Origin of the sequence: Labrys sedimenti (assembly GCF_034424805.1) — a bacterium.
GTDB lineage: Bacteria > Pseudomonadota > Alphaproteobacteria > Rhizobiales > Labraceae > Labrys > Labrys sedimenti.
Window position 1 is genome coordinate 1 of sequence record NZ_JAXOUF010000031.1, and the last position, 14,813, is coordinate 14,813.

The window sequence follows — 14,813 nt, forward strand, 5'->3', positions numbered from 1 at the left end:
GATCTTGCGCAGCAGATGATCTTTGGGAACAAGCGTATCGAGCGTCACCATCTCGATCGCTGTCTGCTCGGGGCCGGGCTTCTTCAACATGACCCAGTGAATCAAAAACTGCTGACAAACGCTACTGGTTTGTCAGCAGTCTGAGGGCTTCCCGACCATAGTTGGGAAGCCCTTTTCATTGTCAGACCATGTCGCGTGGGGAGCACCGAGGCTGGGACCACGGACGTCCCGTCCGCCCCTTCCTATCCCCAAGCGGGGCGTTTCCAAGAGCGGACGGGACGTCCGCGGTCCCAGCCGCCTGCCGCGCTGGCCGGTCCTCGCAGGCAACCATCGCTCGACAAACAAAAAGCCCCCCGTGCCAGGCACGGAGGGCTTTTTGTTTGTCGAGCGATCCTCGGAAGGATCAATTGTCGAGGAAGCTCCGCAGCTTGCGCGAGCGGCTCGGATGCTTGAGCTTGCGCAGGGCCTTGGCCTCGATCTGGCGGATGCGTTCGCGCGTCACCGAGAACTGCTGGCCGACTTCCTCCAGCGTGTGGTCGGTGTTCATGCCGATGCCGAACCGCATGCGCAGCACGCGCTCCTCACGGGCGGTCAGCGAAGCCAGCACGCGCGTGGTGGTCTCGCGCAGATTGGACTGGATGGCCGCGTCGATCGGCAGGATGGCGTTCTTGTCCTCGATGAAGTCGCCGAGATGCGAATCTTCCTCGTCGCCGATCGGGGTTTCCAGGGAGATCGGCTCCTTGGCGATCTTGAGCACCTTGCGCACCTTTTCGAGCGGCATGGCTAGCTTCTCGGCCAGTTCCTCCGGGGTCGGCTCGCGGCCGATCTCGTGCAGCATCTGCCTCGACGTGCGCACGATCTTGTTGATCGTCTCGATCATATGCACGGGGATGCGGATGGTGCGGGCCTGGTCGGCGATCGAGCGGGTGATCGCCTGCCGGATCCACCAGGTGGCGTAGGTCGAGAACTTGTAGCCGCGGCGGTACTCGAACTTGTCGACCGCCTTCATCAGGCCGATATTGCCTTCCTGGATCAGGTCGAGGAACTGCAAGCCGCGATTGGTGTATTTCTTGGCGATGGAGATGACGAGGCGCAGATTGGCCTCCACCATTTCCTTCTTCGCCTGGCGGGCTTCGCGCTCGCCCTTCTGCACCATATGCACGATCTTGCGGAACTCGGTGATCTCGAGTCCGGTCTCGGTCGCGAGGTTATGGATATCCTCGCGCATCGTCTTGATGGTCTCGAGCTCGTGGGCCACGAACTCCTTCCAGCCCTTGGAACCGAGCTTGGAGACACGCAGGATCCACTTCGGGTCGAGCTCCGAACCCTGATAGGTCTTCAGGAAGTCCGTCCGGTCGACGCGATAGCTCTCGGCCAGACGCATCAGGCGGCCTTCATAGCTGATCAGGCGCTTGTTGATGTCGTAGAGCTGCTCGACCAGGGCATCGATGCGGGCCTGGTTGAGCGAGAGGCTCTTGACGTTGACGACGATCTCTTCCTTCAGCTTCTTGTACTTGCGGTCCTGCGAGGGCGAGAGCGAGCGGTTCTGCAACCGGCTCTCGACATTCACGTCCTGCAGGCGGCGCAGCTTCTTGTAGTCGTCGGCGATACGGTCGAAGGTCTCGAGCACCTTGGGCTTGAGCTCGGCTTCCATGGCCGAGAGCGACACGTTGTTCTCCATGTCGTCTTCGTCCATCTCGCTGTCCATCGGCGGCAAGGCGTCGTCGTCCATCTGCTGCTGTTCGGACTCGCCGCCTTCGGCTTCACCGTCGCCCGCCACCGCTGGCGGGTTCTTGCCGTCCGGGCCGGCATAGGTCGCCTCGAGATCAATGATGTCGCGCAAGAGGATCTTGCCGTCATTGAGCTCGTCACGCCAGATGATGATGGCCTGGAAGGTGAGGGGGCTCTCGCAGAGCCCTGCGATCATTGCCTCACGGCCGGCCTCGATGCGCTTGGCGATGGCGATTTCGCCTTCGCGCGACAACAACTCCACCGTTCCCATCTCGCGCAGATACATGCGCACGGGATCATCGGTGCGGTCGGTCGGCTCCTTGGCCGTGGTGGTGGAAGCGATCGCGCGCGAAGAGGTAGTGGCCTCGACGAGGTCGCCGCCTTCAGCTTCCTCCTCCTCGGCCTGGGCAGCCTCCTCGTTCTCCTCGTTCTCTTCGTTCTCGACCACATTGATCCCCATTTCGGAGAACATGGCGAGCACGTCCTCGATCTGGTCGCCGTCGACCTGATCGGAAGGCAGGACGTTGTTGATCTCTTCATGCGTGACGTAGCCACGCTTCTTGGCGCGCTTGATCAAGGCGCGAACCGCGGCATCCGACAGGTCGAGCAAGGGGCTGTCCTGGCTCGGCGCTTCGGTGTCCGGCGTTTCTTCCTTGTCAGCTTCCTTTTTCGCCATCGTTGCTTTCCCTCACTCGCTCAAGCAGGATTTCGCAGCTCGCCCGCCGGGTAGAGCTCCGAAATCCCGCACCACGTCCCTGCCGGGCCGAACCCGGCGACTGCCAATTCTCCCGGACCACAGATTTCGGCCCGCAAGCACTGGCGCATCCGTGCACCCTGTGCCAAACCCGATACGGAAATTCTCAGATTCGCCTGCCGGCTCGCCCGAGTAATTCCGAACAACTTCAAGGCCTTGGTGCATGGTCTTGGCCTTGAGTGGGAGCTCCAGCCCAAAACCCTGCACCCAGCGGGGGATTCCCGCCAATGGAACCGTTTGCCAACACCAAAAAGGGCAGCATCCGGTACCCGGAGCCACCCGACTTGTCGCAGCCTTGCTCCAGCGCCCTGGAAAAGACCTTCGATTCGCCCATGCAACGCCTTGCAGCAACTGCCAGAATCGAAATCCAGTTCCAAGAACTGGCGCTATCACTACCGGGGCAATGGCTAATCCGCCGTTAACCCTGACAGATCCTACACGGCCCGCGAAGTCCGCCCGGACGAAGCTCCAAACCCCTCGATCGTCGCCTCGGTTCCTTCCATCGCGGCGATCTGTGCCTTGATATCGGTGAGCCGAGCCCAATTCTCTTCGGTGAAGTCCTGATCCATGGCCGCCTGAGCAAGCCGGAGTTCCTTATGTAGCGTACGATTCTTATGATGCAAGGCCACTGCATGCACGAATCCGTCCCGAACGTCGGGAAACGCGGCGTCCCGTCGCACCCAAAAGTGGGTTGGGCCGCTCAATGCGGCGATATGGGCGAGCAAACGCTCGAATCCCTGCATCATTAGTTCGGCCTCGACCGCAACTGATTCGCGCAGGCCATGCGCCACGCAGTCGACCAGCGCCTGGCGCAGCCGGCTCGCCTCGACATTCTCGAATTCGAGCCCTGCCAGCATTTCGCAATGATCGTCGAGCAAATAGGGATGGGCCACCACGACGGCCAGGATGAGGGCCTCGCGGGCAGGAATGCTGCCATGGCCGCCCCGCATGCGCGCGCTTTCCCTCACTGCGGGAGTCACCAGATGCGTGGACTGCGATGTTTCGCGCCGGCCGCCACCCTGGCGCCAGGCTCGTTGCGGGCCGCCTGCAAAGCCAGGCTGGGCCGCCCGGGCCGGGGCAAAAAAGTTGCGCAGGCGGTTGTCCATGTCCGCGCGATAATGCTTGCGCACCGTCTCGTCGCGGATCGGCGCCAGCGCATCCATCAGCTTGCGCTCGAGCGCGGCCCGCCGTTCCGGCGTCGAAAAGTCAGCGCTCTGGGTTTCCCTCTCCCAGAGAATGTCGGACAGGGGGAGGGCGCCTTGCAGGACTTCCGAAACGGCCGTGGCACCGGAACTGCGCACCAGTTCGTCCGGATCCTGCCCGCCCGGCAGCAGCGCGAATTTCAAGGTCTTGCCGGGTCCGATCTGCGGCAGCGCCACGTCGACGGCTCGATAGGCGGCGCGCCTTCCGGCCTTGTCGCCGTCGAAGCACAGCACCGGCTCCTCGCTCATGCGCCAGAGCAGGTTGAGCTGGTCTTCGGTGAGGGCGGTGCCGAGCGGGGCGACCGTATGGCCGAAGCCCGCCACGCTCATCATGATGACGTCGACATAGCCTTCCACCGCGATGACGCCTCCCTTCTCATGGGCGGCCTTGCGCGCGCGGTGATGGTTGTAGAGGCAGGCGCCCTTGTGGAAGAGGGAGGTCTCGGGCGAATTGAGATATTTGGCGGATGCCTCCTTGTCCATGGCGCGGCCGCCGAAGGCGATCACCTTGCCGCGCACGTCATGGATGGGGAACATGATGCGGTCGCGGAAGCGATCATAGGGGACCTGGATGTCCTCGCCATGGATGAGCAAGCCCGCTTCGATCATGGCGTCGCGGTCGACGCCCTTGCCGGCGAGATGATCGCGCAGGGCGAATTTCTCGTTCGGCGAATAGCCGATACCGAATTCGGCCTGGATCGCCGGCGTCAGCCCGCGATCGGCGAGGTAGCCACGGGCGGCGGCGCCTTCCCGCGCCTGCAGGCGGGACTGGAAGAAGGCGGCGGCAAACTCCATCACCTCGTGCAGCGAGGCGCGCTGTTCCTCGCGGCGGACATCCTCCACCGTCATCTTGGGCAGTGTGACGCCCGCGTCATTGGCGCAGCGCTCCACCGCCTCAGGAAAGGAGATACCCTCCACCTCGCTCAGGAAGCGGAAGATGTCGCCATGTTTGCCCGAGGAGAAGCAGTGATAGAAGCCCTTCTGGTCGTTGACGTAGAAGGACGGCGTCTTCTCGGCGTTGAAGGGCGAGAGGCCACGCCATTCCCGGCCCTGCTTCTTGAGCTTGACGCGCTTGCCCACCACTTCCGACACAGGCAGCCGGGCACGGATCTCGTCGAGCAGGGAGGGCGGGTATTTCATGGGCTCTTATGTGAGGACGATGGTTATCGACGCAAGAGCCCCACTCTAGCACGGAAGGGGTTGAGTCGAATCTTTCCCCATTGTCCCCAGATCGGCGAGACAGGCGCAATTTCCGGGTGCGTCGGCCGGTACATGAAAAGGCCCGGCATGAACCGGGCCTTCCCTTATGCATCAATGGTTCGCGCCCAGATCAGAAGGTGCGCTTGATACGCACACCGCCCATCCAGAAGTCCGACTTGGCGTCGCGGGCGATAGCCGCAACGCCGGCCGCCGGCACATAGGACAGATTGTCGATGGTCTGGTGCGTATAGGTGACTTCGCCGGTAACCGTCAGGCCCTTGACGATCGTGTAGATCACATTGCCGGTCAGCGAATATTCCTTGACCTTGCGATCGCCCAGATTGCTGAACTTGTCATAGGTGGTGTCGATATAGGCGCCGACCAGGTTGGCGCCCCATTGCGGTGCGAAATTGCCGCCGAGTTCGGCCGTCACCGACCAGCCCTTGCCGCCGTCGAAACCGCCATTGTTGTTGAAGAAGAAGTCCTGCCCCTTGAGCTTGCTGGAGCCGATGCCGAGATAATCGAGCGCGCCATCAGCATACTGGCCTTCGATGACGAAGTGGCCCTTGTCGATGGCCGGGATGTTGATGAGCAACGTGCCGCCAGCGGCATAGCCCCACTTGTTTTCGCGAGGCAGAACGGCTTCGCCCGTGCGGTACTGGTGAGCCGCCGCCTGCACGGCCACCGAACCCCAGTCCTGCTTCAGCCGGATCTGGCCAACCACGTCCGGAATCTGCTGTCCGCCCTGCTGATTCTTGGCGAAGGCGTTCTGGCGATGGTCCCGACCGTCTTCGATCGAGAGGGTCGCCGTGAAGCCGCTACCGAAATCAGCCGTATAGGCCAACAGGTTGACGACGTTGGATTGCGCATAGTAGGGCCCCCAGACCGTGTTACCGAAGTCAAGGTCGTAGAAGCCGAAGAAGGAATGCGCGTAACCAGCGGTCAGGCCGCCGAACTGAATGTAAGCATATTTGATCGAGAAAGTATTGCCGGACGTATCCTTAGTGGAATCCCAGTTGATGGGATGGCTGATGCCACGGATCTGGAAGAATGAACGCAGCAGGCCAAACTCGGTCTGGGTGCGTGCATCGAAGGAGATGCGGGCCTCGGTGTTGAAGGCGCTGGAGTGGATGTCGCGATTCTGCTTGTAGAAGTCGGATCCGAAGTCATTCTTGGTATCGGCCTTAATGCCATCGCCGCTCTGGTTATTGAAGCGATAGTCGGCGCGGATCTCACCGGCGATCTTGAGGCAGGTGTCGGAGCCGGGAATGTAGAAGAAGCCGGGGCCGAAGGCGGAGCAGACCTTCACATATTCGACGGCTTCCCCCTTGGTCATGGGGAGGTCGGCGGCCTGGGCGGTGGCAAGAGCGGCAAGACTGGCCGCGGCGCCGAGGAGGAGAGATTTCATCGTCATCTGAAGGCTCACTGAGCAAATTGGAATGAGTGCATTGGGCTGGTTCCGTTCCGGCGTCGGGGCTCAGCCAATTCGCCTGGAAGGCGAAACCATGACCGGGCACCCGCCGGACGGGAACCGAGGCGTCTTTGCGAAATCTTCGAAGGATTCACAATAGAAAACACAACTTATGATTGGCGTGACATATTTATAACTAAGAGGTGTTTCTAAAAAGTCACATCTATGTTTATGACAATTTTATGAAATACTGATTTTATAAAATATATATTTGTAAAATTTGATTATATTCGTGAAGTATTTTTATTTATTTCAAAAAAATCCTGGGTATTCAGAGAAAAATCTGAAGACTGGAGAATTGTTCTTTCCAGATCCGAAGCGGTCCGGCATTCTTCTAGACAGGATGCATTCTCGGCACGCACGCATCCGTTACGCCATGATGCTGAAAATCGTCCATGAGTTGTATTTAGCAGCCCCTGGTTGGCGACAGGGGTTTTCAACATGGGCTATCCCACCATTTCGGCGGCAACCTCTTTGAAAATTCCCCGCAACCAGGCAAGCAGGCGATCATGCTTGCGGGATGCGTGCCAGACCATCGTGACCTTCAGGTCGACTGGCTCGAGCGGGGGCTCCAGTAGGACGAGGCCCAAGGCTTCAGCGAATTGCCGGGCAAAGGCCCTGGAAAGCACGGTCACCATGTCGGTCCGGGCAACGGCCATCAGCGCCGAGGTGAAATGCGGCGTGGTCAGGCCGATGCGCCGTTCCAGTCCAGCCGCCGCCAACACCGCATCCGCCTCGGTGCTGCCGTCGCCGAAGACGGATACGGTGACATGGGTGAGGGCGGCATAGGCGGCGAGGCTGAGCGGCCCGCTCCGGGTGGCAGGATGATCGCGCCGCATGATCAGCGCGAGGCGGTCGTCCATCAGCGCCTCGCTGTGGGTCCCGGCCGCGAGCGCGTAGTTGGCCAGAGCGAAGGTCAGGTCGATATCGCCGCTCTGGAGACGGCGGGCGACGTCCGTGCCGATCGGTACCGCTCGCAGGTCGACATGCGGAGCTTCCTCGAGCAGGCGCGCCATCACGCCGGGAAAGAGCAGGGTCGTCAGCGAATCGACCGCAGCGATCCGAAGGGTGCGGCGCTCGGTGGAGGGATCGAAAAGCGGTTCGGTGACGAGGGCGCGGATATCGGCCAGGATCTCCTGCACTTGCGGCGCCAAGGCTTCGGCACGTGCCGTCAGCACCATGCCCGGGCCCGAGCGCAGCATCAGCTCGTCGCTGAACAGATGGCGCAAGCGATCGAGCGCTCGGCTCATCGCCGGCTGGCTGAGCCCGATCTCGCGCGCCGCACGGCTGACGCTGCGCTGGGAAAGCAGGGCGCCGAGTGCCGTCAGCAGGTTGAGATCGATCGCTTTCAAATGCATGTCACGCATATACTGGATATAAAGCATGCATTGGAATTATGGTATAGCCGTTGCTAGCGTCTCCTCATCAAGGAGAACGCACCATGTCTGCCAAAATCATGATCCTGGGCTATGGCCCCATCGGCCGCGCCATTGCACGACAGCTTTCGGATGAGGGGCGCGAGGTGTTTGTCGCCCAGCGACGCGAGCCCGCCAACCTGCCGTCCGGCGCGCGGTTCCGAGCCTGCGATGCTCTCGACCGAGCCAACCTGACGGCCGCGCTGCAGGGGCACGATGTGCTGATCTGCACCATCGGCCTCGCCTATGATGCGGCCATCTGGGAAAGGGACTGGCCCCGGCTGATGACCAATATGCTGGCAGCCTGCGAGGCGAACGGGGCGCGTCTGGTGTTTGTCGACGACCTCTATATGCACGGTCCGCAACGTGGGCCGCTTCACGAGAACACGCCCCTCGATGCGCCCGGTCGCAAGGGCAGGGTACGGGCTGCCATCACGCGCCAATGGCAGGCTGCGAGTGCGGTGAAGACCACAGCCTTGCGCGTGCCGGATTTCTACGGTCCCGGTGTGACGTTGTCGGTGCTCGGCCAGGAGGCCATCGGTCGTCTGGCCGCCGGCCGCACCGCACAACTGGGTATCGCGCCGGACGAGCAACACGCTTTCGCCTATGCGCCGGATGTCGCCAAGGCTGCGATCTTGCTCGCGGATGCCCGGGAGGACGCCTATGGCCGCACCTGGATTATGCCTTGCGCCCCGGAGCGCACCCCGCGCGAGGTGATCGGCATGGCCGCCGCCGCGCTCGGCGTGAAGCCGCGCTTGCTGGCGCTTCCGGGCTGGCTGCAGAAATTGATGGGTTCGTTCGTGCCCTTTCTAAGGGAGTGGAACGAAACATCCTATCAGCACGACCGTCCGTTCCTGGTCGATGGCAGCAGTTTCGAGCGCTATTTCGGCTTCCGGCCGATGCCGCTCGAACGGGGCATCGCGGCCACAGCTGCCAGCTTCCTCAAATCTTTAAAATCACTGCCCGACGATGGCCTCGCCCAACCGCAAGGGAGTTTGCAGCAGCGTGCCGGCCGTGTTGACCACAAACAGTCCGGTCCGTGAGATCGGATTGCCGCGTGCAGCCGCCGCGTCGTTCTTGGCCATCTGGTTCAGCGAAGGCAGCAGGCCGACGAACTTGCTGTGATTCATCGAATCCAGGCTCTTGGCGTCCGACATGTCGATGACCCGCAGGCCGTAATGGGCAATGGCTTCCTGCGCCTTCTTGTTGTCGATCAGGACATTGCCGACACGTGGCACGTCGCCCGCCAGCCGCTGCGAAAAGCCGAGAGCCCGGTCATCGCGCGAAATCGCGACGGTGATGGGTTGGTTCAGCTTTCCGATGGTGTCGAGCTGGGTGCGAAAGACATCGATGTCGATATCCGGCGACATCAGGAAGATTTCGCCGAGCTTGGGCAGGAAGGCCGAGTTGCCGCGGATCCTGGCCTGGCGGAGGGTTTCCACCGCCAGCCAGTTGCCCATGGAATGCGCGATGATGTGGATGCGCTTGACGCCTGGCGTGCGGGCAAGGCCGTTCAGCGTGTTCTCCAGATAATCGCGCGAATAGGTGGTGCTCTCGCGATCGGCGACATAGCCGGTCAAGGTCCCGAGCGAGGGCCAGGCAAAGGCAACGACAGCGCCGGGAAAGCCGCTGTCCTTTTCGAGCTGGGCAACCCGATAGACCGCTTCCTGATAATTGGTATTGTAGCCGTGCACGAAGACGATGACTTCGCCGGTGCCCTTGGTGTCCTTGACCACCGCCGCATCGAAGCGGGCTTGGTCGAGGGGGGCCGAATTCGTCACCACGAAATTGACGGCCGGATTGCCGGGAGGCTTCTTCGGCCATTCGATATTGCCGGCGACATGGTTCGGCGGCACCGAGATCGTGTAGGCTTCGTAGCTCAGGCCGAAATTGCGCTTGGCGGTGAAGTCGCGCTTGTCGGTTTCGGAACGCTGGCGGGTGGTGGCGACCAGGACGTTGACTGGTGAGCCGATACCTGCCGATGCCGAGACCGGATGCAGCATCAACGCACCCGGCCGGTCGGCGCAGGACGCCAAGCCGGCCAGAGCGAGCAGAACCACCGAAAACCGAACCAGGAAGCGTGGTGAAGGCGCCATGCCGGCCTCATTGTTGCAGCGGCCGGCAATCTAGCGGGCACACCGGTCTCGGAAAAGCCTGGAGTTTCGACGTCCTTAACCGCCGAGCGCTTCCTTGACCAGCGGGCTGGTCTTGCCGAAATCCATCTTGCCGGCGAAGCGCTCCTTCAGCACGGCCATCACCTTGCCCATGTCCTTGACGCCGGCGGCACCGATTTCGGTCACGACGGCGGCGATGGCAGCCTTGGTTTCCTCAACGTCCATCTGCTTGGGCAGGAAGGAGGAGATGATCTCGATTTCGGCCTTGCTGGCTGCGGCCATTTCGTCGCGGCCGGCCTTGAGGGCGGTCTCCAGCGTCTCCTGGGCCTGCTTGATCATTTTCTGCAGCATGGACAGGATCTCGCTTTCCGGGATCTTGCCGTCATGCTCGCCGCCGCGGGCGGCGATGTCACGATCCTTCAGCCCGGCCTGGATCATGCGCACGACTGACAGGCGGGCCTTGTCGCCGCCCTTCATGGCGTCCTTGACGGCAGTGGTGAAATCGTCGCGCAGAGACATGATGCCCTACCTTTCTTGGAATCAAAATTGTTCACCGAGCGGCACGTGGCAGCGAAATATTTGGTGGCATCACCTCAAATCATTGAAAATGCTGATGATTTCGAGTGTATCCAAGGGTTGACGGCAAGCCGTCCGCCCCCTACTTTCCGCCGCGACTGCCGGGCGGAGCCGAGTATGCTGCCGCCATTCATCCGGCACTTAAGATGAAAATGACCGTCACACAAGCGAGCGCGAGGACTAGACAGATGGAAAATGGCTGGGCGGAACCCAAGGCAACCGCGCTCCTGGTCCTCGCAGACGGCACCGTGATCGAAGGCATCGGGCTTGGCGCCGTGACGAAGGCGGCGGGCGAGCTGTGCTTCAACACCGCGATGACGGGCTATGAGGAAATCCTTACCGACCCGTCCTATGCCGGCCAGATCATCACCTTCACTTTTCCCCATATCGGCAATGTCGGTGTCAATGACGAGGACATCGAGACGGTCAACATGGCCTCTTCCTCCGGGGTGAGGGGCGTGGTGCTACATGCGCCGATCACCGAGCCGGCCAATTACCGTGCCAGCCGCCATCTCGATGCCTGGCTCAAGGCTCGTAACATCGCCGGGATTGCCGGCATCGATACCAGGGCGCTGACGGCACGCATCCGCGAGGGTGGCATGCCCAATGCGGTGCTCGCCTTCGATCCCAACGGCAATTTCGACGTCGAGGCTCTGAAGCGCGAGGCCGCCGGCCTTCCTTCGATGGACGGCCTCGATCTGGTGCCCCCGGTGACGACCGCGCAACGCTTCGACTGGGACCAGACCACCTGGGAATGGTCGCAGGGCTTTGGCAAGCAGGAGGCGCCGCAATATAAGGTGGTCGCCATCGATTACGGCGTGAAGCGCAACATCCTGCGCCTGCTGGCTGCGGCCGGCTGCGCCGTCACCGTAGTGCCCGCCACCACACCGGCCGAGGAGATCATCGCGCTTGAACCCGATGGTATTTTCCTCTCCAACGGCCCCGGCGATCCTGCGGCGACCGGCCAATATGCCGTGCCGGCGATCAAGGCGCTGCTCGAAAGAGACATTCCGATCTTCGGCATCTGCCTCGGCCACCAGATGCTCGGCCTCGCTCTTGGCGCCCGTACGGCCAAGATGAAGCAGGGCCATCACGGCGCCAATCACCCGGTCAAGGATTTCACCACCGGCAAGGTCGAGATCGTCTCGATGAATCATGGTTTTGCGCTGGATCGTGACAGCCTGCCGGCTGGCGTCGTCGAAACCCATGCCTCGCTGTTCGATGGTTCCAATTGTGGTATCGCGGTCACCGGCAAGCCGGTCTTCTCTGTGCAGCATCATCCCGAGGCCTCGCCCGGTCCACAGGATAGCCATTACCTCTTTAAGCGGTTTGTCGAAAACATGGCATCTCGCCATGGTGTTGCCGCAGTTGCGCAACACAACGCCTGATCGCAACCGGAGCAGTGTGCATGCGAGCAAGCGTCGCCTGTCTCTTCTTGACGGTTTCATGCGCCGCTGCGTCGGCACAATCGGCAGACGGGGCGCTGGTTCCCCTGCCGGATTACTTTCAGAAGAGCATCGCCGCGGCGAACGCCAAGCCGTTGCCGCCCCTCAGGCCCAAGCCCAATCAGATGCGGGCCATCCGGGCTTCGACCGGGCTGGAGGGCCTGCCGGACCTCATCGTGCATGGCGGCGTACCCACTCCGCCGGAGCGTCCGCGCCCGAATGATTCTCCCGTGGTGTCGGCCTATGCCGCCGACACGCCCTTGCCGCCGGAGCGTCCGGATACCGATATCGACATGGCAGGGCCGGAGCCCGATGGAGCATCCACTCAGGCTGGCGCCACGCCGAATGCCAAGCCCGACGCAGCCTTGCCGCCAGGAACCTTGTCACATGCCTTCGTGCCGCTGCCCGTACGCCGGCCCGGTGGTATCGATGACCGCATGACCACCAATCCAGGTGTCAATGCGCCGCCGCCGGAGACCAAAGTCGCCATGCTCGGCGGAATGCCGGGGGCGGGCATTGCCATTAGCAATCTGGCGCGCGCCGTGCCGGAAGCGGCAATCGTCAAGGGGGCTTGCAGCGTTGCACAGCCTTATCGCCTGATGGCGCTGGGGCCGAGCAGCCGCACCACACTGGTGCCGGCCGCGACCGTCGACTACGCCATGGTCAATGGGCTGGTGCGCTGGGAAGCCGGCATGCAGGCCGCCGCCAAGCAATATCTCGGCGAGAATGTCGTCGCCATCAAGGTTGCCGCCTCCTATGTCTGCCGTGGCATGAACAATATTCGCGGTGCCAAGCTCTCCGAGCACGCCAAGGGCAATGCCATCGACATTTCCGGCTATATCACGGCCAGCGGCAAGGAAATCACCGTCCGCCATGATTTCAAGGGTGGGGGCGCCAAGACGGCCTTCCTGAAGCAGGTGCACGGCGTGACCTGCGGCGTGTTCCAGGTCGTGCTGGGTCCCGGCTCGGATGGCTATCACGAGGACCATTTCCATATGGATCTCGGCCGCTGGAAGAGCTGCCGGTAACACTCGCTCCTCTGCTCTTCGCCACTCCAGGTCCGACATCGTTGACGGCCAGCCCTCAGCCAAGGAGGCTGGCGGTCTTCGGGCCTGACGGCAGGGGCTTGGCGCGCGCCAGGCGCATGAATACGGCGAGGCGTGCCAGGAGCGAGACTTTCGTTCGGCTGGGTGGCTCGCTTGCTTCTCGACAGGTCCGTCGCTCTTCACCATGCAGTGCTGCCTGCGGCGACAGAGCAAGGCTGAGGCCCCTGGTCAGGCCCGCAGAAAGATAAGAATCAATCATGATGAGCACCTCCTCGCCGGTTGCATAAATCTGGCGGAATGCTGCATATTGTCGGGAAAAATGGGGCATTCGACAAACGAGTTCAGCTTGAATATAGTACCTCATTCATAAGTTATACTTGTAAGTGAAATACATGGAAACGTTGCCATCCCTTCCGGCCCTGCGCGTGTTTGCCGTGGCGGGCAGGGCGCTGAGCTTCACGCGTGCGGCGCAGATGCTCAACGTCACCCAGGCCGCCGTATCGCATCAGATCCGGGTGCTGGAAGACCAACTCGGCGCGAAGCTGTTCCAACGCACCACCCGCAGCCTGCAGCTCACCGCCGCCGGACAGCAATTGCTGCCGGCCGCCGTCGCGGCCTTCGGTGAACTCGAGCGGGCGGTTGCCGGCATCAGGCGCGCGCAAAGCCTGCTCTCGATCACTACCACGCCCTCCTTCGGCGCCCGCTGGCTGGCACCGCGCCTGCCGCGTTTTGCGGAGCTCCACCCGGACATCGAGGTTTCGGTGCGTCATACCGAGACGCCGCTGGATATCGTGGCCGAGGGGATCGACCTTGCCATCCGGGGCGGCCTCGGCAAATGGCCTGGCCTGACGGCGGACTTGATCGGCCCGTCCGTCACGCTACCGGTGGCTGCGCCGGACTATGTCAAGCGCTTGCGTCTCGTCGAGCCAGCCGACCTTGCCCGGGCGCGATTGCTGCATGACCAGGACCGCAGCGATTGGCGGGAATGGCTGGCCGTCGCGCATCTCGATCCGGCTTTGGCGCACTCCGGACCAACCTTCGATGATGAGAACGTGCTGATAGAGCTGGCGCTTGCAGGGCAGGGGGTGGGCCTGGTCGTCGGCAGCGTGGTCGAAGGCCTGATCCGCCAGGGACGCCTGGTGGCGCTGTTCGATCGGCAGGTCACCCTCGGCTACGGCTATTATCTCGCCTACCCACCAGGCGCCTTGGCGCTGCCCAAGGTTGCAGCGTTTCGGCGCTTCGTGCTGGCGCAAGCACGCTGAACCTTGGAGCGCGGACTTCTCAGCGACACGTTTGCATGTCGCGATATCCCCTCCTCCTCTCCCCAAGTGCGGGCTGCGTCCGAAAGAAGAAGAGCGGACAGGATGTCCGCGCTCCGATGTTACCGACAGTTCAGCTTTCCAATCGACTGGCCTGGCTTCCATTCGATGTCGTTACCGCTCCAGAAGCGGCTTTCGCGATCAGGAACATACGCGGTGTTGCTGTCGATCTCACAGGTCAGTTTAAATTCACCGGTGGGGACCTCGCCGGCAGCGTGATAGTCCTCACCACTTGCTTCGATACGCAGGATATCGCGAGTACCTCCCAGGCCGGATGAATCGATATTGAACCTTCCCCGAACATCGGTGGTGGTGAGCATGCTGTGGCTCGGCCGATGCGAAGAGGTGAGGCGGATGCGCACGTTCGGGACAGGTTTGCCGTGATCGAGCAACAACCCCGTCATGTCCAATCCGTTCCGTGAAGCGGATGCGCCCAGATGTAGCGGGGGTACCGGGCGGCAGGCCGCCAATGCCAGGCAGATGGCGAACAGGGCAAATCGCGGCCCGATCATGCGGCGTCTCCTCTGCTGCACGATGGCA

Annotated in this window: 12 protein-coding genes; 4 read left to right on the forward strand and 8 right to left on the reverse strand. The window is 62.1% G+C overall.

Annotated elements, in window-relative coordinates; translation table 11 throughout:
- Window positions 1-403 precede the first annotated feature (403 nt).
- From rpoD to U1R88_RS33125, 4 genes are all read right to left on the reverse strand, one after another.
- On the reverse strand, window positions 404-2,407 hold the full coding sequence (gene rpoD / locus U1R88_RS33110) for an RNA polymerase sigma factor RpoD (RefSeq protein ID WP_068287452.1): 2,004 nt from the start codon (window positions 2,405-2,407) through the stop codon (window positions 404-406).
- Between the two features lie 512 nt (window positions 2,408-2,919).
- Entirely contained in the window at window positions 2,920-4,827 is a 1,908-nt protein-coding gene (dnaG, locus tag U1R88_RS33115) for a DNA primase (protein WP_322435149.1), read from the reverse strand.
- 190 nt (window positions 4,828-5,017) lie between these two features.
- A complete protein-coding gene (locus U1R88_RS33120; RefSeq protein WP_322435150.1) occupies window positions 5,018-6,301 on the reverse strand; it encodes a porin in 1,284 nt (427 codons plus the stop codon).
- Window positions 6,302-6,804: 503 nt separating this feature from the next.
- Window positions 6,805-7,716, reverse strand: coding sequence for a LysR family transcriptional regulator (locus U1R88_RS33125; RefSeq protein ID WP_322435151.1), 912 nt, complete (start codon window positions 7,714-7,716; stop codon window positions 6,805-6,807).
- 83 nt (window positions 7,717-7,799) lie between these two features.
- Between U1R88_RS33125 and U1R88_RS33130 the strand changes: the two genes are divergently transcribed.
- Window positions 7,800-8,816, forward strand: coding sequence for an NAD-dependent epimerase/dehydratase family protein (locus U1R88_RS33130; protein ID WP_322435152.1), 1,017 nt, complete (start codon window positions 7,800-7,802; stop codon window positions 8,814-8,816).
- Here the strand turns inward: U1R88_RS33130 and U1R88_RS33135 are convergent.
- On the reverse strand, window positions 8,730-9,869 hold the full coding sequence (locus U1R88_RS33135; protein WP_322435153.1) for an alpha/beta hydrolase: 1,140 nt from the start codon (window positions 9,867-9,869) through the stop codon (window positions 8,730-8,732). The genes U1R88_RS33130 and U1R88_RS33135 overlap by 87 nt on opposite strands.
- 75 nt (window positions 9,870-9,944) lie before the next feature.
- The gene (locus tag U1R88_RS33140) at window positions 9,945-10,406 is read right to left on the reverse strand and encodes a GatB/YqeY domain-containing protein (RefSeq protein ID WP_322435154.1); all 462 of its coding nucleotides are present in this window, start codon (window positions 10,404-10,406) and stop codon (window positions 9,945-9,947) included.
- A 245-nt stretch (window positions 10,407-10,651) separates the two neighbouring features.
- Between U1R88_RS33140 and carA the strand changes: the two genes are divergently transcribed.
- Entirely contained in the window at window positions 10,652-11,851 is a 1,200-nt protein-coding gene (carA, locus tag U1R88_RS33145; protein ID WP_322435155.1) for a glutamine-hydrolyzing carbamoyl-phosphate synthase small subunit, read from the forward strand.
- Between the two features lie 20 nt (window positions 11,852-11,871).
- Window positions 11,872-12,936 carry an extensin-like domain-containing protein gene (locus U1R88_RS33150; protein WP_322435156.1) on the forward strand — a complete coding sequence of 355 codons (1,065 nt, stop codon included), beginning with the start codon at window positions 11,872-11,874 and terminating at the stop codon, window positions 12,934-12,936.
- A gap of 55 nt (window positions 12,937-12,991) precedes the next feature.
- On the opposite strand, the gene U1R88_RS33155 is transcribed toward U1R88_RS33150, so the two are convergent.
- Complete coding sequence (locus tag U1R88_RS33155; RefSeq protein ID WP_322435157.1) at window positions 12,992-13,213, reverse strand: hypothetical protein; 222 nt, start codon at window positions 13,211-13,213, stop codon at window positions 12,992-12,994.
- A gap of 133 nt (window positions 13,214-13,346) precedes the next feature.
- On the opposite strand from U1R88_RS33155, the gene U1R88_RS33160 reads away from it, so the two are divergent.
- The gene (locus tag U1R88_RS33160) at window positions 13,347-14,216 is read left to right on the forward strand and encodes a LysR substrate-binding domain-containing protein (RefSeq protein WP_322435158.1); all 870 of its coding nucleotides are present in this window, start codon (window positions 13,347-13,349) and stop codon (window positions 14,214-14,216) included.
- 119 nt (window positions 14,217-14,335) lie between these two features.
- On the opposite strand, the gene U1R88_RS33165 is transcribed toward U1R88_RS33160, so the two are convergent.
- A complete protein-coding gene (locus U1R88_RS33165) occupies window positions 14,336-14,785 on the reverse strand; it encodes a transthyretin-like family protein (protein WP_322435159.1) in 450 nt (149 codons plus the stop codon).
- Window positions 14,786-14,813: the final 28 nt, after the last annotated feature.